This window comes from Actinocrispum sp. NPDC049592, from assembly GCF_040675465.1.
Taxonomy (GTDB): domain Bacteria; phylum Actinomycetota; class Actinomycetes; order Mycobacteriales; family Pseudonocardiaceae; genus Kibdelosporangium.
In genome coordinates this window covers 215,912-237,447 of sequence record NZ_JBFAPA010000016.1, presented here as the reverse complement: position 1 = coordinate 237,447, position 21,536 = coordinate 215,912, and the positions used below count along the sequence as shown (strand labels likewise).

The 21,536-nt window shown below is 67.9% G+C and carries 18 protein-coding genes; 12 read left to right on the top strand and 6 right to left on the bottom strand.

All coding sequences use genetic code 11. The features are described from left to right. Positions 1 to 8 precede the first annotated feature (8 nt). A complete protein-coding gene (locus AB0J95_RS34555) occupies positions 9 to 602 on the top strand; it encodes a GNAT family N-acetyltransferase (RefSeq protein WP_364767561.1) in 594 nt (197 codons plus the stop codon). Here the strand turns inward: AB0J95_RS34555 and AB0J95_RS34550 are convergent. After that, on the bottom strand, positions 599 to 1,777 hold the full coding sequence (locus AB0J95_RS34550; RefSeq protein ID WP_364767558.1) for a serine/threonine-protein kinase: 1,179 nt from the start codon (positions 1,775 to 1,777) through the stop codon (positions 599 to 601). The two genes, AB0J95_RS34555 and AB0J95_RS34550, sit on opposite strands and share 4 nt — an antisense overlap. Positions 1,778 to 2,003: 226 nt before the next feature. Between AB0J95_RS34550 and AB0J95_RS34545 the strand changes: the two genes are divergently transcribed. Together AB0J95_RS34545 and AB0J95_RS34540 are read left to right on the top strand one after the other, a co-directional pair. Further along, the gene (locus tag AB0J95_RS34545; protein WP_364767814.1) at positions 2,004 to 2,639 is read left to right on the top strand and encodes a hypothetical protein; all 636 of its coding nucleotides are present in this window, start codon (positions 2,004 to 2,006) and stop codon (positions 2,637 to 2,639) included. Next, positions 2,540 to 2,866, top strand: a complete 327-nt coding sequence (locus AB0J95_RS34540) for an HNH endonuclease signature motif containing protein (protein WP_364767555.1) — start codon at positions 2,540 to 2,542, stop codon at positions 2,864 to 2,866. Before AB0J95_RS34545 ends, AB0J95_RS34540 begins: the two co-directional genes overlap by 100 nt. A 172-nt stretch (positions 2,867 to 3,038) precedes the next feature. Here AB0J95_RS34540 and AB0J95_RS34535 read toward each other — a convergent pair whose 3' ends face one another. Beyond that, complete coding sequence (locus AB0J95_RS34535; RefSeq protein WP_364767552.1) at positions 3,039 to 4,013, bottom strand: 2-dehydropantoate 2-reductase; 975 nt, start codon at positions 4,011 to 4,013, stop codon at positions 3,039 to 3,041. Positions 4,014 to 4,134: 121 nt separating this feature from the next. Between AB0J95_RS34535 and AB0J95_RS34530 the strand changes: the two genes are divergently transcribed. The 8 genes from AB0J95_RS34530 (at position 4,135) to AB0J95_RS34495 (ending at position 14,515) form a co-directional block, all read left to right on the top strand. Then, on the top strand, positions 4,135 to 5,811 hold the full coding sequence (locus AB0J95_RS34530) for a SelB C-terminal domain-containing protein (RefSeq protein WP_364767550.1): 1,677 nt from the start codon (positions 4,135 to 4,137) through the stop codon (positions 5,809 to 5,811). Next, positions 5,808 to 6,053, top strand: coding sequence for a DUF6457 domain-containing protein (locus AB0J95_RS34525; RefSeq protein WP_364767547.1), 246 nt, complete (start codon positions 5,808 to 5,810; stop codon positions 6,051 to 6,053). Before AB0J95_RS34530 ends, AB0J95_RS34525 begins: the two co-directional genes overlap by 4 nt. A 125-nt stretch (positions 6,054 to 6,178) precedes the next feature. Then, positions 6,179 to 7,903: a thiamine pyrophosphate-binding protein gene (locus AB0J95_RS34520; protein ID WP_364767544.1), complete on the top strand. Its 1,725-nt coding sequence runs from the start codon at positions 6,179 to 6,181 to the stop codon at positions 7,901 to 7,903. Between the two features lie 11 nt (positions 7,904 to 7,914). Further along, positions 7,915 to 9,144 carry a formyl-CoA transferase gene (frc, locus tag AB0J95_RS34515; protein ID WP_364767542.1) on the top strand — a complete coding sequence of 410 codons (1,230 nt, stop codon included), beginning with the start codon at positions 7,915 to 7,917 and terminating at the stop codon, positions 9,142 to 9,144. A gap of 81 nt (positions 9,145 to 9,225) precedes the next feature. Further along, a complete protein-coding gene (locus AB0J95_RS34510; RefSeq protein WP_364767539.1) occupies positions 9,226 to 11,355 on the top strand; it encodes an acetate--CoA ligase family protein in 2,130 nt (709 codons plus the stop codon). A gap of 231 nt (positions 11,356 to 11,586) precedes the next feature. Continuing rightward, the gene (locus AB0J95_RS34505; protein ID WP_364767536.1) at positions 11,587 to 12,993 is read left to right on the top strand and encodes an Nramp family divalent metal transporter; all 1,407 of its coding nucleotides are present in this window, start codon (positions 11,587 to 11,589) and stop codon (positions 12,991 to 12,993) included. Then, positions 12,990 to 13,535 (top strand): hypothetical protein, encoded by a 546-nt coding sequence (locus AB0J95_RS34500; protein WP_364767533.1) that lies wholly within the window; start codon positions 12,990 to 12,992, stop codon positions 13,533 to 13,535. The genes AB0J95_RS34505 and AB0J95_RS34500 overlap by 4 nt, the downstream gene beginning before the upstream one ends. Continuing rightward, a complete protein-coding gene (locus AB0J95_RS34495; RefSeq protein ID WP_364767530.1) occupies positions 13,532 to 14,515 on the top strand; it encodes a TerC family protein in 984 nt (327 codons plus the stop codon). Before AB0J95_RS34500 ends, AB0J95_RS34495 begins: the two co-directional genes overlap by 4 nt. 22 nt (positions 14,516 to 14,537) lie before the next feature. Here AB0J95_RS34495 and AB0J95_RS34490 read toward each other — a convergent pair whose 3' ends face one another. Further along, complete coding sequence (locus AB0J95_RS34490; protein WP_364767527.1) at positions 14,538 to 14,714, bottom strand: hypothetical protein; 177 nt, start codon at positions 14,712 to 14,714, stop codon at positions 14,538 to 14,540. A gap of 109 nt (positions 14,715 to 14,823) precedes the next feature. Beyond that, positions 14,824 to 17,544 (bottom strand): BTAD domain-containing putative transcriptional regulator, encoded by a 2,721-nt coding sequence (locus AB0J95_RS34485; protein WP_364767524.1) that lies wholly within the window; start codon positions 17,542 to 17,544, stop codon positions 14,824 to 14,826. A 460-nt stretch (positions 17,545 to 18,004) separates the two neighbouring features. On the opposite strand from AB0J95_RS34485, the gene AB0J95_RS34480 reads away from it, so the two are divergent. Continuing rightward, complete coding sequence (locus AB0J95_RS34480; RefSeq protein WP_364767521.1) at positions 18,005 to 19,375, top strand: OFA family MFS transporter; 1,371 nt, start codon at positions 18,005 to 18,007, stop codon at positions 19,373 to 19,375. A gap of 63 nt (positions 19,376 to 19,438) precedes the next feature. On the opposite strand, the gene AB0J95_RS34475 is transcribed toward AB0J95_RS34480, so the two are convergent. Continuing rightward, complete coding sequence (locus tag AB0J95_RS34475; protein WP_364767518.1) at positions 19,439 to 20,182, bottom strand: GntR family transcriptional regulator; 744 nt, start codon at positions 20,180 to 20,182, stop codon at positions 19,439 to 19,441. After that, on the bottom strand, positions 20,179 to 21,516 hold the full coding sequence (locus tag AB0J95_RS34470) for an MFS transporter (RefSeq protein ID WP_364767515.1): 1,338 nt from the start codon (positions 21,514 to 21,516) through the stop codon (positions 20,179 to 20,181). Before AB0J95_RS34470 ends, AB0J95_RS34475 begins: the two co-directional genes overlap by 4 nt. Positions 21,517 to 21,536: the final 20 nt, after the last annotated feature.

The window sequence follows — 21,536 nt, the reverse complement described above, 5'->3', positions numbered from 1 at the left end:
TTGACCTGGTGAGTCACATCAGGGCTGCCCGGCCGGACGACAGGGACGCGCTGTACGAGATCTGCCTGCGGACCGCCGACGCGGGGGAGGACGCCACGAGCCAGTACGACGATCCCGAGGTCGTGGGGCATATCTTCGTCGGCCCGTACGCGGTTTTCGAGCCTTCGCTGGCGTTCGTCGTCGAGGATGACGAGGGGGTCGCCGGGTACGCGGTGGGTGCTCGGGACAGCCGCGCGTTCGAGGCGTTGCTGGAGCGGGAATGGTGGCCGGCGCTGCGGGAGCGGTATCCGTCGCCGGGGCCGGCGGACCGGGCCGACCACGCGATGATCCAGGGGTTCCACCAGCCGCACGTCGCGGACTCGGCGTTGCTGGCGGAGTTCCCGTCCCACCTGCACATCAACCTGCTCCCGCGGCTACAGGGTCAGGGCATGGGCGGGAAGATCATGCACACTTTGTTCGACGCCTTGCGGGAGCAGGGTTCACCAGGGGTTCATCTGCAGGTGTGGCGGCAGAACGAGCGGGCCATCGGGTTCTACCGGCACATCGGGTTCGTCGAGCTGGGCTCGGAGCCCGACGGTTTCACTTACGGGTACCGTCTTTAGTCCTCGTCCTGCTTCTTGCTGGTCTTCTTCGAAGAGCCCTTGCCCCGGTTGCCGTGCTGCTGTTGTTGCGGCTGCTGGGCTGTCGTCGTCTTGACCACTGTGGACGTTGAGTCGACCTGGGCTGGTGGCTGCTGAACCGGTGTGGCGGCCGGTGAGGAGGGTGCCGGAGAGGTTGCTGAGGGAGGCTGCTGCGTGGGAGCGGAATCGGGCGGCTGGTGGGTCTTCGCGAGAGCCAGGGCGACCGACCCGGCCGCGACCAGGGCGAGGGCGGCGACCGCCGCCTTACGTCTCCGCGGTGGTTCCGGGAGGGGCTCCAGGATCGGCTCGGTGTCGACCTCCGGGATGAGCACCGGCTCGGCGCCACGCAGCGTCGGCTTCTCGGCAGGCAGGATCTGGCTGGGGTCGCGCAGAAGCTCGGCACAGCGCTGGGCGGTGGGGCGGCGTTTCGGTGGCAGCGCGGTCATCATCCGCAGCAACACGCCCATCTCGGGAGACACGTGCTCGGGCACGTTCACCGGGCGGTTGAGCCGGGCCAGCGCGGCCTCGACATCCGGGCCGCCGTACTCCCGTTTGCCGGTCAGGCATTCCAGCAGCACCAAGCCCAGCGCGTAGATGTCGACGGGGTGGCCGATCTCCTCGTCGCCGCGGACCTGCTCGGGCGCCAGGTAGCTGAGAGTGCCGACCACCTCGCCGGTCGCGGTCATCGCGGTGGCGTCGTTCTGTTTCGCGATACCGAAATCGGCGAGGTACGGCGTGTCGTCCGCGTCCAGCAGGATGTTCGACGGCTTCACGTCCCGGTGGGTGATCCCGTGTTCGTGCACGTAGGCGAGGGTGTCCGCGAGCTGCGCGCCGATCTGGCGGACCTCCTCCTCGGGCAAGGGAATGCGCTGCTTGAGCGTGGGACCGTCGACCAGGTGCAAGATCAGGAACGGTGCTCCGTCCTCGGTGACACCAGTGTCGTAGACCGTGACCAGACCCGGATGGGACAGGCAGGCCAGGGTCTTGGCCTCCTCGGTGAAGCGTTTGCGGGCGATATCGTCGGAGTACGACTGGAACAGCTTGATCGCCACAGGGCGCTGCAGGCGGACATCCCACGCCCGGCGCACCTCGGCCACGCCACCCCGGCCCACCACCGCACCCAGGCGGTACCGGTTCTCCAGCAGGTTCTCGGCCACGTTGGCGGATAGCCGTTTCCGGGCCGGGGTAAACGTTGTTTCCAGGCGGAGTAAGAGTGCGCTCCCGGGCCTGCGGGCTTGCCGCCGTCGTCGATCCGGTACTCGTCGGTGAACCGGGCTTCCAGGATTTCGCGGGTTCCCGCTGCTAGCGGGCTTGTGCGGAGAGTGACGAGCCTGAGATGCGCAGGGTCCGTGGTGGGGCATTGTTCGCGGTCTGCGGGGTTGATTGCGGGTAGCAGACATCGCCTGCGTAGACCGCGAGCTGGCCGGTGTTGAGGGCTCTCGTGATCGCGTTTGGCAGTTCAGCGATATCGAGAAGGTGTCGCTGGCTCAGGGGATCGCGGCTCAGGTCTGGCAGTTGCATGCGCGGCTGGTGGAAGTCGTGTCGCACATGGACAACGGCGGTATTGGTACGAATCGGGGTACTCCAGCACCGCTGCGTTGTTGGTGCATGTGCTACGGATTCCGCGTCGATTTGCCGAGTCTCGAGCTGGAGAAGCGTGTGCTGGCTGAGTCGGTGATGCTGGAACAGGCTGCCGAGGACGACCCCAACGCGTTGGCGCGGTTCGGCTTGCGTGTGCGTGCCATGGTCGATCCCGACGGCCCGCCACCGGTCGACCCTGAACCCGCACGGCAGACTCAGGTGTTTCGCTACGGGATCGCCGGGATCCTCAAGCGTGCCGCCAACTGCCCGGACATGCCCTTGAACCCCTCGACATCGCCGTGGGCGCCCACAGCACTCCGGCACACATCCGGCGCGGGTTGGTCTTGCGGGACGAGGGGTGTGCGTTTCCTGGGTGTGCGAAGCCTGCGAGTGTCTGCGACGCCCACCACATTCAGCACTGGGCTGACAACGGCGTGACCCACATCGACAACCTCGTGCTGCTTTGTCCGCACCACCACCGGCTGATCACAACAGCGACTGGACAGTCCAAGTCCTCAACAACCGCCCGGTCTTCGTCCCACCTGCTTATGTCGACCCTCGTCAACAGCCTCGGACCAACTCGTTCCGAAGACCGCTTCCCGCTGCTGCGTAGGGCGTGGGTCAAGAGCCGACGTGTGTGTGGAGGAGTATGTTTCCTCGTATAGGGGAAATGTCCGGGCTCTTCCCAGTGGCGCGACCGTCAGGGTGGTCGGGATCGCTCCGATCCGGAACGTCCCGGCCAACCCGTTCTCCATTGTGGACAGATCGTGCCTGAGTTCCTCGCACTCGGCGAGGGATCCTGTGCGCCCAGGTCAGTACAGCAACATCAACCGAAGGTCATGCGGCGATCAGCTGCTCGTTCAACAGGTCGGCCACGGCGGCGATCGCGCGCAACGTGGGCACCTCGGCGCCGGTCAGATCGGCCAGCTCCACCACTGCCTTGATGATCACGTCCAGCTCAAGGGGCTTGCCCTTCTCCAGATCCTGGAGAGTGGACGTCTTGTGGTCACCGGCACGCTCGGCGCCGGCCAGCCGGCGCTCGATGGAGATCTCCGGACGCGACCCGACCCGGCCCGCCACCTCCAGCGTCTCGCTCATCATCCGCACCACCAACTGGCGTGCGGCGTCATGCTTGCAGATCGAAGCCATGGTGGCCCGGGACAAGGCGCTGATCGGGTTGAACGCGATATTGCCCATCAGCTTGATCCAGATGTCGTTGCGCAGATCCGCCTCCACCGGGCACTTCAACCCGCCGGCGACCATCGCGTCGGAGAACTCCTTGCACCGCGACGACATCGTCCCATCCGGCTCCCCGATGGAGAACCGCGTGCCCTCCAGGTGCCGGATCACGCCCGGCTCCTCGATCTCGGTCGCCGCGTAGACCACGCAGCCGACGGCACGTTCCACAGGCAGCGCCTCGCTGACCGCGCCGTCCGGATCCACACTCTGGATTCGGTGTCCCTCGTACGGCCCGGGCAACCCGTGGAAATACCAGTAAGGAATGCCGTTCTGAGCCGTGATGAGCGTGGTGGTCTCATGCAGCAGCGGCGCGACCATGGACCCCGCCGCTGCGTACTGGTTGGCCTTCAGACCGAGGAAGACGTGGTCGACCGGCCCCACTTCCTCAGGATTGTCGGTCGCGTGCGGGGTCACCTCGAAGTCCCCTCGGGGACTGAGTACCTTGAGCCCGGACGAACGGATCGCCTGCAGATGAGCACCGCGGGCGATCAGATGAACCTCGACTCCAGCACGATGGAGTCCGGCTCCGACATACGCGCCGATAGCACCGGCGCCAAGAACAGCAACTCTCACGGGCGGCTCCGTTCTTGCGTCGATAGTGTATTCAGTATACCGTATGAAGACCTTCGGTCAACGGTGTCGAGGAGGCATGTGAGATGCCTGGTTCGCTGTACGAGCGCGCCCGATGTGGGTGATGGCCACGGCCGGCCATGCCGACCACGGCAAGTCGACACTGGTTCAACGGCTCACCGGAATGCCGCCACTGCTGGGGTCGTCCTGGACCGCCCTTCCCTCCGGGCGCCGGGTCGAGTTCGTGGACATGCCCGCCGCGACGACGCTGGCCGGGCTCTGCCCGGTCACAGCGGTGCTCTTCGTGGTGGCCGCGGATGCCGGCTGGATGCCACAGTCGAGTGAACACCTGGCGGCGCTGCAGGCCTTGGGCATCAAGAAGGGCCTGCTGGTGATCACCCGCTGCGACCTGGCCGACCCGCTGCCCGCGTTGCGCAGGGCTCGCGTCCACTTAGCCGGGACGGATCTCGCCGAGGCCGAGCAGGTCACGGTCAGTTCGGTGACCGGCCAAGGGATCGAGGACCTGCGAGCCGCGCTGGACCGGCTCGCCGACCAGATGCCGTTACCCGACCCCACCGGCGCGGTCCGGCTGTGGATCGACGAGGCCGACGGCGACGGCGTCACCGGCACCCTCCCGGTCGGTACATTGCATACCGGCGACGAGCTCGTGGTTGCCCCGACCGGCCGCCGCGTGCAGGTCCAGTCGTTGCGCTGGCTCGGCCAGGCCACGGCCGAGGTCGCCGGCGCCGGGCGGGTCGCGGTGAACCTCAACGGCATCAACCCGCGCCGCGTCCGCCCCGGCCAGGCCCTGGTCACCGCGGGCAACTGGCGGTTCGTGTCCGTCCTGGACGTACGGCTGAACATGCTCGACCGCACCGGGATGCCCGCGCGGGAACTGGTGCTGCACATCGGGTCCGCGGCGATCCCCGCGCGAGTCCAGTACCTGGGCCCGAATGTGGCCCGGCTGAGCCTGCAATCGCCGTTGCCGCTGCGGATCGGCGACTACGGACTCCTGCACGACCCCGCGCGCCACCAGGTGGTTGCGGGCGTGACGGTGCTCGACATCCTCCCGCCGGACCTGCAACGCGATGGGGCAGTGGTGGAACGCGCCGTGGAACTGTCCAAACGCGACATCACCACCGACGGCATGACCGAGCTGCGCCGCCGCGGGATGGTCCGCAAGGGCGACCTGATCGCGATGGGCTGCACGGTCCCGCGCGCGCCCGCGGTGGGGGAGTGGCTGTTCGACCCGGACCGGTTCCAGAAGCTGCGCAGCGCCCTGCTGGACGCGGTGAAGGACTACGCGGCCACCCACCCCGACGACCCTGCGATGCCCAAACCCGAGGCGGCACAAGCACTTGCGCTGCCGGACCGGCGCCTGGTCGAACCGCTGGCCCGGGCCTCGCGCGGCCTGGGCATCCGGATGCTGGCCGGACGGCTCGTGCTGGGCCCGAAGGACGCGCTGGAGACGTTGTCCGAGGAGCTGGCGCTCGACCCGTTCGCCGCCCCGGAACAGCCCCGCCTGTCCGAGCTCGGCCTGACTCCCAAGCGGCTCAACGCCGCCGTCGCCCGGGGACAACTCATGCGTCTGGCGGATGGGGTCTATCTCCGCCCGGACGCGGTGGACCTGGCCAAGGCGGCCCTGCGGGACCTGCCCGAGCTGTTCACCGTCTCGCAGGTGCGGACCGCGCTGAAGACAAGTCGTCGAGTGGCTGTGCCACTGCTGGAACTGCTGGACGCCCAGGGGGTGACCGAGCGACTCGACGCCAGCCAACGACGGCTGAAGGGACAGCGGACGTGAAGGTCATCGAGGAGTGGACCGACCTGGTCGCGGCTGATCTTGGCGTCCGGCCGGAGGAACTGGACGCGGCGAGCATGCTCGCCGTCGCCCGGCACGTGGCGCGGGACGTCTGCGGTGCGGCCGCGCCCTTGACCTTTTACCTGGTGGGAGTCGCTGTGGGCCGGGGCATGGCGCCGGCCGACGCGGTCGCGCGGGTGGCCACGCTGGTGGAGCGCTGGCGCGGCTACGACTGGCGCGACTGAGGACCAGGGGCTCTGGACAAAGAGACAGGAACAGGTCCACTATGAAGTACATACGGTATGCAGTATGCGAGATGGCATTATGCAGTGCGGTAACCAGCGGATTCGAACCGAGGAGATGACCACACATGGCACAAACGGCCCAGACGGTGCCCGAGAACGCCGCATCGAACGGTGCCGCTGAGCCCGAGGTGATCTCAGGTGGTCACCTCGTGGCGAAGGCGCTCAAGGCCGAAGGCGTGGACGTCATCTTCACGCTCTGCGGCGGGCACATCATCGACATCTACGACGGCTGCGTGGACGAGGGCATCGAGGTCGTCGACGTACGCCACGAGCAGGTCGCGGCGCACGCGGCCGACGGCTACGCCCGCATCACCGGCAAGCCCGGCTGCGCGGTCGTCACGGCCGGCCCGGGCACCACCGACGCGGTGACCGGCGTGGCCAACGCGCTGCGCGCGGAGAGCCCGATGCTGCTGATCGGCGGCCAGGGGGCGCTGAGCCAGCACAAGATGGGCTCGCTGCAGGACCTCCCGCACGTCGACATGATGACCCCGATCACCAAGTTCGCCGCGACGGTGCCGCACACCGAGCGCGTCGCCGACCTGGTGTCGATGGCCTTCCGGGAGAGCGTCGCCGGTGCGCCCGGGCCGTCGTTCCTGGAGATCCCGCGCGACATCCTCGACGCGAAGGTGCCGCTGTCCAAGGCCCGCATCCCCGAGGCCGGCCGCTACCGCGCCTCGACCCGGTCCATCGGCGACCCGGCGGACATCGAGCGGCTGGCGGACCTCATCGTGCGGTCCGAGAAGCCGTGTGTGCTGCTGGGCAGCCAGGTCTGGACCACGCGCGGCAGCGACGACGCCATCGAGTTCGTCCGCTCGCTGAACATCCCCGCGTTCATGAACGGCTCCGGCCGCGGCACGCTGCCCCCGGGCGACCCGCACCACCTGCAGCTGGCCCGCCGCTACGCGTTCCAGAACGCCGACCTGATCATCATCGTCGGCACCCCGTTCGACTTCCGGATGGGTTACGGCAAGCGGCTTTCGCCCACCGCCACGGTCGTCCAGATCGACCTGGACTACCGCACGGTCGGCAAGAACCGGGACATCGACCTGGGCATCGTCGGCGACGCCGGCGCGGTGCTTGCGGCCGTCACCCAGGCCGCCTCGGGCCGCGTCTCCAACGGCGCCGCCAACCGCAAGTCCTGGCTGGAGGAGCTGCGCGCGGTCGAGGACGCGGCGTTCCAGAAGCGCCTGCCGCGCCAGCTGTCGGACGCCAGCCCGATCGACCCGTACCGGCTGGTGCACGAGATCAACGAGTTCCTCACCGAGGACTCCATCTACATCGGCGACGGCGGCGACATCGTCACCTTCTCCGGCCAGGTCGTGCAGCCCAAGTCGCCCGGCCACTGGATGGACCCGGGTCCACTCGGGACACTCGGCGTCGGCGTTCCCTTTGTCCTGGCCGCGAAGTACGCCCGCCCGGACAAGGAGGTCGTGGCCCTGTTCGGCGACGGCGCCTTCTCGCTGACCGGCTGGGACTTCGAGACCCTGGTCCGGTTCAACCTGCCGTTCGTCGGCATCGTCGGCAACAACTCCTCGATGAACCAGATCCGCTACGGGCAGATCCAGAAGTACGGCGCCCCGCGCGGCCGCATCGGCAACACCCTCGGCGACGTCCGCTACGACGAGTTCGCCCGGATGCTCGGTGGCTATGGCGAGGAAGTGCGTGACGCAGGAGACATCGGGCCCGCCCTGCTGCGCGCCCGCGAGTCCGGCAAGCCGTCGCTGATCAACGTCTGGGTCGACCCGGAGGTCTACGCCCCCGGAACGATGAACCAGACCATGTACAAGTAGGAGGGCTTCTGATGGGCAAAGCACTGGAAGGCGTGCGCGTCCTGGACTTCACCCACGTCCAGTCCGGGCCCTCCGCCACCCAGATCCTGGCATGGCTGGGTGCGGACGTGGTCAAGGTGGAGTCGCCGACCGGCGACATCACCCGCAAGCAGCTGCGGGACCTGCCGGACGCCGACAGCCTCTACTTCACGATGCTCAACTGCAACAAGCGGTCCATCACGCTGAACATGAAGAGCGAGCGCGGCAAGCAGCTGTTCGTCGACATGATCGGCAAGTTCGACGTCATGGTGGAGAACTTCGGCCCCGGCGCGGTGGACCGGATGGGCTTCCCGTGGGAGCGCCTGCAGGAGCTGAACCCCAGGCTCATCTACGCCTCCATCAAGGGTTTCGGCGAAGGTCCTTACACGCACTACAAGGCGTACGAAGTCGTTGCTCAGGCCATGGGCGGCTCGATGAGCACCACCGGCTTCGAAGAGGGCCCGCCGCTGGCCACGGGCGCGCAGATCGGTGACTCCGGCACCGGGATGCACGCCGTGGCCGGCATTCTCGCCGCGCTGTTCCAGCGCGAGCACACCGGCCGCGGCCAGCGGGTGACCGTCGCGATGCAGCACTCGGTGCTCAACCTGTGCCGGGTCAAGCTGCGCGACCAGCAGCGGCTGGCGCACGGTCCGTTGAAGGAGTACCCGAACAAGGAATTCGGTTCCACGGTTCCGCGCTCCGGCAACGCTTCCGGCGGCGGTCAGCCGGGCTGGGCGGTCAAGTGCGCGCCCGGCGGGCCGAACGACTACGTCTACGTGATCGTGCAACCCGTCGGCTGGGAACCGATCACCAAGCTGATCGGCCGCGAGGACCTGACCGAGGACCCCGAGTGGGCCACCCCGGAGGCGCGGCTGGACAAGCTGGACAAGATGTTCCAGCTGATCGAGGAGTGGTCGGTCAGCCACAGCAAGTACGACGTGCTGGCGATGCTGAACAAGCACAACATCCCTTGTGGGCCGATTCTGTCCACCGAGGAGATCATCGCCGACGAGTCGTTGCGCGCCAACGACATGGTCGTCGACGTGCCGCACCCGCAACGGGGCACGTTCACCACCGTCGGCATGCCGATCAAGCTGTCCGACTCGCCCGCGAAGGTCGAGCGCTCGCCGCTGCTGGGTGAGCACAACAAGGATATCTACGTCCAGGAACTGGGCGTCGCCGAGGCGGAGCTGGACGAGCTCGCCGCGAACGGAGTGATCTAGGGCTATGACCGAGCTTGCGAGGGCATCATTCAATACAGTGCCGAGCTCATGCAACGACGCCCAGCGCGGCTGGGAGCGAGCATGAGCTACGACGCCGAGACCGTCCGGGAGATCCTCGACAAGGTGCGGGCCGAGGGCCGGGAGGCGCTGACCGCGCCCGAGGGCAAGCGCGTGTGCGACGCCTACGGCATCCCGACCCCGGGCGAGGGCCTGGCCGCCACCGCTGAGGAAGCGGTGGCACTGGCGGAGAAGATCGGCTTCCCGGTGGTGCTGAAGATCGTCTCGCCGGACATCCTGCACAAGACCGAGGCCGGTGGCGTGCTGGTCGGCGTGTCCACTTCGGACGACGTATCGGCCGGCTTCGACAGGATCGTCGCCAACGCCAAGGCCTACAACGCCTCCGCGCACATCGAGGGCGTGCAGGTGCAGCAGATGGTCGGCGGTGGCCAGGAGGTCATCATCGGCGCCACCACCGACCCGACCTTCGGCAAGGTGGTCGCGTTCGGTCTCGGCGGCGTGCTCGTGGAGGTGCTCAAGGACATCACCTTCCGGCTGGCCCCGCTCGACCAGGGCCAGGCACTGTCCATGTTGGACGGTATCGCCGCGGCCGATGTGCTCAAGGGCGCGCGCGGCGCCGACCCGGTGGACGCCGACACGCTCGCCGACGTGATCAGGCGGGTGTCCGAACTGGTCACCGACTTCCCGGAGATCGCCGAGTTCGACCTGAACCCGGTGTTCGCCTCCAAGGACGGCGCGGTCGCCGCGGACGTGCGGATCATCCTGCAGGCGGGGCCGGTCGAGGAGAAAAGGCGCATCCCGCAGGAGGAGATCCTGCGCGTGATGACCCGGTTGATGAACCCGAAGGCCGTTGCCGTGATCGGCGCCTCCGACCAGGAGGGCAAGATCGGCAACTCGGTGATGCGCAACCTCATCAACGGCGGCTACCAGGGCGGCATCTTCCCCATCAACCCCAAGGCCGACGAAATCCTCGGCAAGAAGGCGTACGCGTCTGTCAAGGACATCCCGGGCGAGGTCGATGTCGCCGTCTTCGCCATCCCCGCGAAGTTCGTACCCGCGGCGCTGGAGGAGTGCGGCGACAAAGGCATTCCCGCCGCGGTGCTGATTCCGTCCGGCTTCGCCGAGACCGGGAATCACGAACTGCAGGACGAGATCGTCGAGATCGCGCAGCGGCGCGGAATCCGGATGCTCGGGCCGAACATCTACGGCTACTACTACACACCGCAGAACCTGTGCGCGACTTTCTGCACGCCGTATGACGTGAAGGGCGGCGTGGCGTTGTCGTCGCAGAGCGGCGGCATCGGTATGGCCATTCTGGGTTTCGCGCGGTCGACCAAGATGGGTGTGTCGGCGATCGTCGGCCTGGGCAACAAAGCCGATGTGGACGAGGACGACCTGCTCACCTACTTCGGTCAGGACGACAACACCAACGTCGTCGCGATGCACCTGGAGGACCTGAAGGACGGGCGTGCGTTCGTCGAGGCCGCCCAGCGCACGGTCACCAAGAAGCCGATCATCGTGCTGAAAGCCGGTCGTACCGCGATGGGTGCGCGTGCGGCCAGCTCGCACACCGGCGCGCTCGCCGGTGACGACAAGGTGTACGACGACATCCTCAAGCAGGCGGGCGTGATCCGCGCGTACGGCCTGAACGACATGCTCGAGTACGCCCGGGGTGTGCCGCTTCTGCCTACGCCGCAAGGCGAGAACGTCGTGATCATCACCGGTGCTGGTGGATCCGGGGTGCTTCTATCAGACTCGGTGGTCAATGAGGGACTGTCCCTGATGGACATCCCGCCGGACCTCGACGAGGCCTTCCGCAAGTTCATCCCGCCGTTCGGCGCGGCCGGAAACCCCATTGACATCACCGGAGGCGAGCCGCCGTCGACCTACGAGGCGACGATCCGGCTCGGACTCGAGGATCCCCGTATCCATTCCTTGATCCTCGGGTACTGGCACACCATCGTCACGCCGCCTATGGTGTTTGCCGAGCTGACGGCGCGAGTGGTGGAGGAAGCCAGGGCAAAGGGAATCGACAAGCCCGTCGTGGCCTCACTCGCCGGAGACGTCGAAGTGGAGCGCGCCTGCGAATACCTGTACGACAGGCGGATCGTGGCCTATCCGTACACCACGGAGAAGCCCGTCGCGGTACTGGGCGCGAAGTACCGGTGGGCCCGCGCGGCCGGGCTGCTGTAGATCTCGCTGGAGTCGGCACCAGACCCCCGTGAGTGTCTCGGCGAGCCCGCCGGGGCACTCACGGGTTTCAGGGGATTTTCCACAGGGAGAAGCAAAAGGGGGTGTCCGACCGGACGGTGCATCGAAATTCCTCAATGGAGAGGTTCAGCAATGGATTCTTCGAACACCCCGGCAGCCGGGCCGCGATTAGCCGGCGTTGAGCGAGTGTGGCGGGCCGGTCGGCTCGATCCCATGCCCATCCGCCCCCTGCCCGAAGCGCCGCCGTCGATCCACCTGCTCGGACCGACGGTCTTCCTGGTGGCGCTGGGCGTCGGGATGGGCGAGTCCTACATGTGGCCGCGCCTGGTGCTGGTCTTCGGGCCGGAGATCAGGTGGCTGTTCCTCATCGGTGTCACCCTGCAGGCGGTGGTGATGCTGGAGATGGCCCGCTACGCGATGGCGACCGGCGAGAGCATCTTCGCCGGGGCGGCACGCGTGTTCAAACCGATCATGTGGTTCTTCTTCGTCGTGGCGATCCTGGTCTACATCTGGCCTGGACACCTGTCGGCCGGGGCCGCCGCCTTCGAGGAGATCACCGGAATACCCTGGGTCGTGACCGCCTGCGTCGGCCTGATCCTGGTGGGGATCCTGTTCAGCCTCGCCAGGGTGATCTACAACCTGCTGGAGAACGTGCTGGCGATCCTCATCGGTGTGTTGGTGGTGGGCACCGCTGTGATCGCCTCGCTGGTGGGCAACTGGGCGGACCTGTTGTCCACGATCGGCGGGATGTTCCACTTCGGATACTTCCCGTCCGGTGCGATGAACGACGTCTGGTTCCCGATCGTGGTCGGCTCGATCGCGTTCGCGGGACCGTCCGGGATGCAGCAGATGTGGTACACGCTGCACCTGCGGGACAGTGGCGCCGGCATGGGCGCGCACATCCCGCAGGTCCGGGGTATCCGGCACGCCGGCGACGAGGAGGAGATGCCGGCCCGCGGGTTCATGTTCGACACCGACAACCCCGACGAGATGCGCAAGTGGCGGGGCTGGCGCAGGTGGGTCACCTTCGACGCCCTGCTGCTGTTCTGGGGCATCACGATGCTGGTGACCATCTCGTTCACCGTGCTGGCCCAGTCGGCGGCCCGGGCCAACCCGGACGTGCGCGGCCTGATCGAGTCGGGTGACCGCTCCGCGGCGCTGTCGGCGATGTCCGACGCGTTCTCGGTCGCGGGCGGTCCGGTGCTGGGCAGCGTGTTCTTCGGGTTCATCGCGCTGATCGGGCTGAACGCCACGCTCGGGCTGTTCGACTCGTTCTCGCGCGGCCAGGCGGACATGACGTACTTCTTCGTCAAGGGCGCCAAGCGGTTCAAGATGTCGCACCTGTACGCGGGCTTCCTCTGGGGCCTGATCACGTTCGGGATCCTCATTCTGTTGTTCGGGCCCGCGGACGGACCGGAGTCCATCTTGGACATCCTGGCGTTCCTGTCCACGTTCGCGATGGGCTCGTACTGCGTGGTCCTGTTGCTGGTCAACAACAAGATGCTGCCCAAGCCGATCAGGCCGAAGTGGTACACCAACGCGATCATCGGGTTCGGCGCCGTGTTCTACCTCGGCATGCTGTTCTACTGCCTGCTCCGGTTCGGGGTGGCAGTCGGATGACGCGTTTCGTGGTGCCGCGCCTCGAACGCTCCCGGTTCGAAGTCGCCCTGCCGGGCTTCGCGGTCGGGTTCATCGCGGGCTCGGTGGCCGGGCTGATGGCAGGTCTCGTCGGCCAGCCCATCGCCTGGGCCGTGCTGGCGTCGCTCACCCTCGGCGTGCCGCTGGGTGTGTTCGGCGCGGTGTACAGCCTTCTGCTGGCGGGCGGGCACGTCCGGGTCGGCGGGTTCGCCCCGGCCGCGCTGTTCTGGCTGTTCGCGTTCCCGCTGTCGCGGCTCACCCAGGAGGTGCTCACCCACCTCGTGCTGACCGGCAGGGTCACGTTCCCCGCCGATGTCCCCGGTTTCCTGGCCTACCAGGGCATCATCAGCGCGGGGTTCGCGATCGGGTTCCTCTGGCTGCACGAACGCATCGCGCCGCAGTGGTGGCGGCGGATCTCTGGGCACAACCCGGTGGCCGCCCGGGTTTACTCACGTTACGCCGCGCACGCCCAGTCGTTGCGGACTGTCCGCGAGCGCAGACGGGAGGGAAGCAAGACCCGATGAATCTGCCAGTGTGGGTCTGGCCGGTCACCGTGGCCGGCCTGACCGCCATGATCCTGGTCGACTTCTACCTTGTGTCCAGAAACCCACGAAAGCCGTCCTTGCGGGAATGCACCCTCTGGGTCGCCTGCTATGTCGGGCTTGCCATCCTGTTCGGACTCGGCGTGCTGCTTTTCGCCGGGCCGCGGTACGGCGGCGAGTTCTTCGCCGGGTGGGTCACCGAGTACTCGTTGTCGGTCGACAACCTCTTCGTGTTCGTGATCATCATGAGCACGTTCGCCGTCCCCAAGGATTACCAGCAGAAGGTGCTGTCCATCGGGATCGTGCTGGCGTTGTTCATGCGCGGGGCGTTCATCGCCGTCGGCGCTGAGGCGGTGACCCGGTTCGACTGGCTGTTCTACCTTTTCGGCGCGTTCCTCGTTTTCACCGCGTGGAAGCTCATGCGGCACGGGGACTCCGGCGAGGAGGAGTTCAGCGAGAACGCCGTCCTGCGCCTGGCGAAACGGTTCCTGCCGGCGACGGAGACGTACGCCGGGGCGGCCCTGACCACCAGGGTGGGCGGGCGCAGGCTGGTCACGCCGATGCTGATCGTGATGGTGGCGATCGGTACCACGGACCTGCTGTTCGCGCTCGACTCCATCCCGGCGATCTTCGGCCTCACCAAGGAGCCGTACCTCGTGTTCACCGCGAACGCCTTCGCGCTGATGGGCCTTCGGCAGTTGTTCTTCCTGATCGGCGGGCTTCTGGACAAGCTCGTCTACCTCAGCAAGGGCCTTGCCGTAGTGCTGGCTTTCATCGGCGTGAAGCTGGTGGGAGAGGCACTGCACTCCGACGGTGTGGCGTGGGCTCCGCAGATCCCGATCCTGCTCTCCCTGGGGATCATCGTCGGCACCCTGGCAGTGACGACGGTGGCCAGTTTGGTCAAGGTCCGTTCGCTGCGGAGATCGGAGGCGGAAACCGTCTCAGTGTCGTCGAGGGACTGAGCGACCCACCACCCGGCAGGCGTCAGGAGCTGATGTTCCTGGCGTCTGCCTGTGTGCGCAGGTAATCCTCGACCTCGTCGGGAAGACCCTGCTCGGCGCGCACCAGCGCGGTGGACAATCCGGTTCCCATCAGCCGCCCGTCCGCACTGGCTCCGAGCGGGCGAAGGAGAGACCCGAAGATCCCTCGCAACCTCTTCATCGGCAGTCACTCCAGTTCATAGTTCCTGTCGACTGACTACAGCATACAATCCTGAGCTTTGCTCTGTACAGTGGGTAGTGTCACATCACGCTATGTGTCCAGTTTGCCGCTATTGGTCAATCTCGACGGCATTGTCCGGTTTCGCGGAGGTTTCCAAGGCGGCCAGTTTCGCCAGTGTCGACTCACGTTCCGGCGCCTTGGTGACATCCCAGATCGCCACCGCCTCCTCCCAGGCTAGGCGAGCCGCCCCGGTGTCGCCGATCGCCAGCTGGACGTCACCCAGATGCTCCAGCACCTCGGCCTGCTTGGTGATGTCCCCGAGCTCCCGGTCGATGGCCAGCGCCCGCTGGTAGCACTCGATCGCCATGGCGTGGTCGCCGAGGTGGGAGTGCGCATACCCGATGCTGTCCAGCGTGTCCGCCTCGCTGAGCCGGGCGCCCAGCTGGATGTGCAGGTCGAGCGCCTGCTCGCACCACTTCAGGGCCTCCCGGTGGTTGCCCAGCTTGGTGTGGCACCAGCCGATGGCGTTGAGCGAGTCGGCGGTCCCGTCCATCCGGTCGGTGCCGGAGTAGAGCTCATAGGCCTTCTCGGCGTGCCGCAACGCCTCGGCGACCCTGCCCTGGCGCAGCAGGGAGCTGAGGATGCTCAGCTCGGAGTGGCCCTGCTGCGCCCGGGTGGGCGCGCGCTCGGCCGCGATGGCCAGGTGGTGGTTGGCCTCGTCGTAGCGGCCCAGCCGGGAGTTGGCGCTGCCGGTGTTGCGGTGCATGTGCATCAACGCGAAGTCGTCGTCGAGCTGCCGCGCCGCGGCCAGCCCGATCCCGAGCACCGCGAGCTGGTCCAGCCACAGCGCGCGTCGGTCCTGGAAGTTGGCCATGACCATGGCCAGCTGCCAGCAGTGCCGCCACATGCCGTTGTCGTAGGCCACCGACACCGCCGCGACGAGCGTGGCGTACTCGGTGACCAGGTAGGTCATCGCTTCCACCCGGTCGGCCAGCTCGGTCAGGACGACCCCCGGCTGGGCGGGCGTCAACCCCAGCTCCACGCGATGCGGGTGGAACAGGGAGGCGGCGTGGTCCGCGGTGTGCAGGTAGTGGTCCAGCATCCGGGTCCGTGCCTGCTCACCGTTCGTGGTGCACGTCCGCGCATACGCCCGCAACAGGTCGTGGAAGGTGTACCGGCCCGGGCGGTGCTCCCGGAGCAGGTTCGCGTCGCACAGCTCGCGCAGCAGCCGCCGGGCGACGGCCGGGTTCGTGCCGATCATGCTCGTCGCCGCGGCGAGCGAGAAGTCGGTGTCCGGGTGCACGCCGAGCAGGCCGAACGCCTCGGCCGCCGCCGGGCTCAAGGCCCGTACCGACCAGGAGAACACCGAATGCAGGTCGGGGGAGTCGTGCAGCTGCGTGGCCAGCTCGGCGAGCGGGAAGTCCGGCCGGATCGCCGCGCGGGCGGCCACCACGGCCAGCGCGAGCGGCAACCGGGCACACCGGGCGACGATCTCGCCGACCGCGCCCGGATCGGTCTCGACCCGTTGTGCGCCAAGACGTTCGGTCAGCAGCTGGACGGCTTCGTCCTGGCCGGGCAGTTCCAGGGTGAGCGGACGGGCATTGGTCGTGGCCACCAGGTCGGTCAGCTGGTTGCGGCTGGTGATCACCACGACGCAGCTCGCCGAGCCGGGCAGCAGCGGCCGTACCTGCTCGGCGTCCCTCGCGTTGTCCAGCAGCACGAGCATCCGCCGGTCGGCCAACAGGCTCCGGTACAGGCCCGCCTGGGCCTCCAGCGTGGTTGGCAGCCGTTGCGGGGACACGCCGAGCGCGTCGAGGAACCCTCGCAGCGCCTCCTCCGGCCGCACCACCGACCCGGTCGCGTCGAAACCGCGCAGGTTCACGTACAGCTGGCCGTCCGGGAACTGCGCGGCGGCTCGATGGGCCCAGTGCACGACCAGCGTCGTCTTGCCGATGCCCGCCATCCCGGCGACCGAGGAGATCACCATCGGGCCGTGGCCGGCCGACAGCAGGGTGTCCAGCCGGCGCAGGTAGTCCTGCCGTCCGGTGAACCCGGCGATGTCCGCGGGCAGCTGCCGGGGCACGGGCTGACCCGTCCCCGGGGCGTCGCCGCGCAGGATCCGCTGGTGCAGGTCCTGCAGCGGGGCGCCGGGCTCCACCCCGAGCCGGTCGACCAGTTCGCGGCGGACGGTCTGGTAGTGCTCCAGCGCCTCGGCCCGGCGGCCGGCGCCGTCCAGCGCCTGGATGAGCTGTGCCGCGAGGCGTTCGTCCAGCGGATCGGCCGCGGCCAGCTCGGTCAGCGGGGCGACCAGTTCGGCGTGCCTGCCGCGGCGCAGCTGGATGTCGTGGAACGCCAGCTGGGCGGCCACGCGGTCCCGGCGCAGCGCCTCCCGTCGGGCGGCCAGCCACTCACCGTCCACAGTGGCGAACGCCTCGCCGTGCCACTCGCCGAGCGCCTCGGCCAGCAGGACGGCGGCCTCGTCGTCGGTGGCCGCGCGGGCGGCTTCGTACCGGCGCTGGAACCGGTGCAGGTCGACCAGGTCCGGGTCGGCGGTGAGCAGGTACCCACCGGCGTGCCGCTCGACGGACACCTTGTCGCTGTCGCCCAGCGCGGTGCGCAGCCGGGAGACATAGGTGTGCAGGGTCTGGCGGGGCGACCGGGGCAGCTGCTCGCCCCAGACCCGGTCCGCGAGGGTGTCCATCGGGACGGTCCGGTTGACCTCGACGAGCAGCACGGCGAGCAGGCTGAGCAGGCGCTGCTGGTGGATCCGCACCGGGTGGCCGCCGATGGTCACCCCGACCTCGCCGAGCAGCTGGAATCGCACCTCCACCCGGGCAGACTAGTGACTCCCGCCCGGGAAGGGCGGAGGAACACCGGCTCACCGGAGGTGAACGAATCTCCGGCACCAGAGCATCTATCGTTCAAAACGGACGAGACGGGCAAAAGCCGTGAATACGAAGTAAACCGCTCAAGGGGGATGATTTTTCGCCCGATTTGGGATGCTTTGCGTAACTCTGCAGAATTCTTATCTTTTCTTTCTGGACATCTTGGGTGACGGGGGCCACTATCGGGTGAGTCCCATTGAGGTGTATGCAGTCTACAAGCCACAGATGGGGTCGGGTCGCGGTGCTGCGCCAGGTCGGGTGACACCGCGCTTGGCGTTGGCGGACAAGAAAACCGGTCTGCTTCGCCGGCCTGCGGTCGTAGGCAGGCCGGGAGCGGCGAGCGCCGTTCCCGGCTCGAGAACTGACCAATCCGATTCATGGGGTAGTCGGTCGGGAGAGGCTTGCATGGCGACCAGTTTTCAGGAAATCACGAACGAGAACGGCCGGGTGTTCCGCGTGGGGGAGACCCCACACGACATCATGGGCCGCTCCAGGGCATGGATGGTCTTCCTGCCCTGGGTAGCGATGATGGCAGTCAGCGTTTTCGAGTACGGCTGGAGTGCCGCCGTCGACACCCTGCAAGAGGTGCACGGGTGGTCACTGGGCCAGGTGTTCTGGCTGGCCAGCGTGTGGGCGGTGTTCCAGGCGGGAGTGGCCTTCCCGGCAGGCCGGCTCAGGGAGAAGGGCGTCTTCTCCGCGAAGGCCATGATGCTCACCGCGGCGGCGTGCGCGGGTATCGGGTACTTCACGATCGCCCACAGCGGCAACCTGCTGCTCGCGTTCATCGGCTATTCGGTCTTCGGTGGCACCGGTGCCGGTCTCGTCTACGCCACCTGCATCAACATGGTCGGTAAGTGGTACCCGGACAAGCGGGGTGCGCGGACCGGCTTCGTCAACGGCGGCTTCGCCTACGGCACAGTGCCTTTCATCTTCGTGTTCAGGTACGCGTTCGACGCGGGCAACTACTCCACGGTGCTCGACCTGATCGGCCTGTACATGCTCATCGTGGTCGCCGTGTGCGGCTTCCTGTTCAAGGACCCGCCCAAGAACTGGTGGCCGGCCGAGGTCGACCCGCTGAACTGGAAGGGTGCCAGCAAGAGCGCCAGCTCGCTGGCCAAGAACCCGCCCGCGGTCCGGCAGTACACGCCCAAGGAGGCGTTCAAGACCGGAATGCTGCCGCTGATGTGGATCTGCCTGGTGATCATCGGTGGCGTGTCGCTGTTCGGCATCAACTACCAGGCCCAGTTCGCCAAGGCGAGTGGGTTCGGGCCGTTCGTCATCGCCTCGTCGCTCGGTGTGCTGTCGGTGGTCAACGGAACCGGGCGGGCCCTGGTCGGCTGGCTGTCGGACAAGCTGGGCCGCCGCCAGACGCTGACGCTGGTCCTGTTCATCGCCGCGATCGCCCAGTTCGGGGTGATGTGGTCGGGCAACACCGGCAACCTGCCGCTGTTCATGATCTTCGCGTTCATCAACGGCTTCGGCGGCGGCGCGTTCTACCCGCTGTTCGCCATGCTGGTGCCGGACTACTTCGGTGAGAACAACAACGCGTCCAACTACGGCGCCGTCTACAGCGCGAAGCTGGTCGGCGGGGTCGGCGGCGGTGGTCTCGCGGCCGGCGTGATCGTCGCGTGGGGTTACACCGGCGCTTACATCCTCGCCGGGTGTCTCGCATTGCTGGCGACCGGCCTGACGCTGTTCCTGCGTCAGCCGGGCCGCAAGGCCGGTGCGGCCGAGGAGGCCCCCGCGGTGGCGACCAGCATCGCCACGGCGTCATAGGGGAGTAGAAAGGCAAGGGCCCCCGCCAGGACCAGTGGCGGGGGCCCTTGCCTCATCGGCGCACTACGACTGTTCGGCCTCGGCCGTGCGCTGGTCGTGGTAGGCCTGACGGGTCCGCTCGGTGTGCCGGTTCATGATCATGCTGGCCAGGTCGGCGTCGTGCGCGGCGATCGCCTTGATCAGCTCGGCGTGCTCGCTCCACGCGTCGTGGCCGCGGGGACGGGCGATCGGCCGGTAGTACCACCGCACCCGGCGGTCCACCAGCGCGATGTGCTCGGCCAGCACCGAGTTGCCGGACAGGGTCGTGATGAACGCGTGCAGCGCCGCGTTCGCCGCCACCATCCCCTCGGCGTCGTCGGCGTTCATCGCGTCCACACCGTCCTGCTGGAGCTCCCAGAGGCGCCGTACGTCGTCCTCGGTGGCCCGTGCGGCGGCCAGCCGGGCGGAGTGCGTCTCGAGCACCGACCGGACGCTGAGCAGCTGGTCGGCCTCCTCCTCGGTGGGGGTGTGCACGAAGGCGCCCTGGGCGGGCCGCAGGTCGACCCACCCCTCGGTCTGCAGCCGCTGCAGCGCCTCGCGGACCGGCTGGCGGCTGACCCCCAGGTACTGGGCCAGCTCCAGCTCGACGAGGTGCTGCCCCGGCTGCAGGGTGCCGTTGATGATCAGCTCGATCAGCGCGGTGTGCACGGCCTCACGCAGAGGAGCGGGCCGCTCAACCCGTTGGGTGGCGGCTCCGCTCAACGCGCCGCGGCCGCCTCTTCTCCCGCTGCCGATCGGCTCGGACAGCGGGATGGCGGGCTCGTTCACGGCCTTGTTCCTCCCGAACCAAGGGACGACATTGTGTCTACAACATACATTATTGGGAGCGTGGATACGTGGCCTGGACGACGCAAACGCAGGCCCAGTATCGCCGATCCCAGGGCGACAATCCCGGATATCAGGAAAACGCCCGGAAATCCCCATCCCGCGACCGCCGCGGAGGCGAGGCCCACACCAATGATCCCACCGAATGCCTTAGCGCTGTAAACCACCGCATGGGTCTTCGCGATGTCCTTGTCGCCGAAAAACTCACGCGCGAGGCTGGCGAATAGGGGGTAGAACGCGCCGCCGCCCGCACCGGCGAGGATGGCCGCGAGCAGCAACAGGAACACCGAATGCGAGGCGGCCGCGCCGGCCAGGCAGACCTGCCCGACCGCCTGGGCTGCCAGCACAGCGGCCAGCGCGCGGCGGCGGCCCAGCCGCTCGGACACCCGGATGGCCAGGGAACGACCGGCCCCGTTGGCGCCCAACAAGATCGCCGTGCCGGCCGCGATCACGGCCAGGCCGATGCCCAGTCGCACACCGAGCGTGGCGAAGAACGTCACAGTGAAGAGTGAAACCGCGCTGGCGGCGAGCAACACCAGGTACATCAACGGAAGTACGCCGGTCCGCATGGCCTCGGCGAACGAGAACTGCCGGGTCGGCCTGGCCGGGCTGCGCCTGCGGTCGCGCGCCCACTCCTGCGGGTCGATCTCCGGCGGCCACCAGTTCGGCGGCGGGTCGGCCAGGAACAGGCCGGTTCCGGCCACCACCAGGCCAACCAGGACAGCGGCGACGTCCAGCGCGACGGCAGGCGGGGTGAACAGGAACGCGACCGCGAAAGGCACTGCGCCGTATGCGAAGGCGCCGGTGACAAAGCTGACCCGGGCGGCCATCCGCTCCGGGAACCACTTCGCCACGGTCGACGAGCAGGTGGCGTAGACCAGCCCGGCACCGGTACCGCCGAGCACCGAGTACCCGAGCAGGGCGCCGAGGTAGGAGTCGAAGTGCGCCAAGGACACCATGCCCGCCAGCATCAGCACGGCTCCGGTGACCATCACCCCGCGCGGCCCGAGCCGGCCGCGCTCACGGAGATAAGCGGTGGGGAACCCGGCCAGCGCCTGGAACACCGCCCAGACCGCGAGCAGCCAGAGGGTGGCGCCGACCGACCAGCCGCGGTCGGTGAGCTTGGGTACCAGAGAGCCGAAGCCGTACTGCATCACCCCAGTCGCGGCCATCGCGGCCCAGGGCAGCCAGGCCATCCAGGCCCTGGATCGACCGATCAGAGCTTCCGGTTCGGGGCCCACCTGGTAGGTCCGGCCGAAGCAGTCTCGTACCGACATAGTGCCCTCCCTCTGGACAG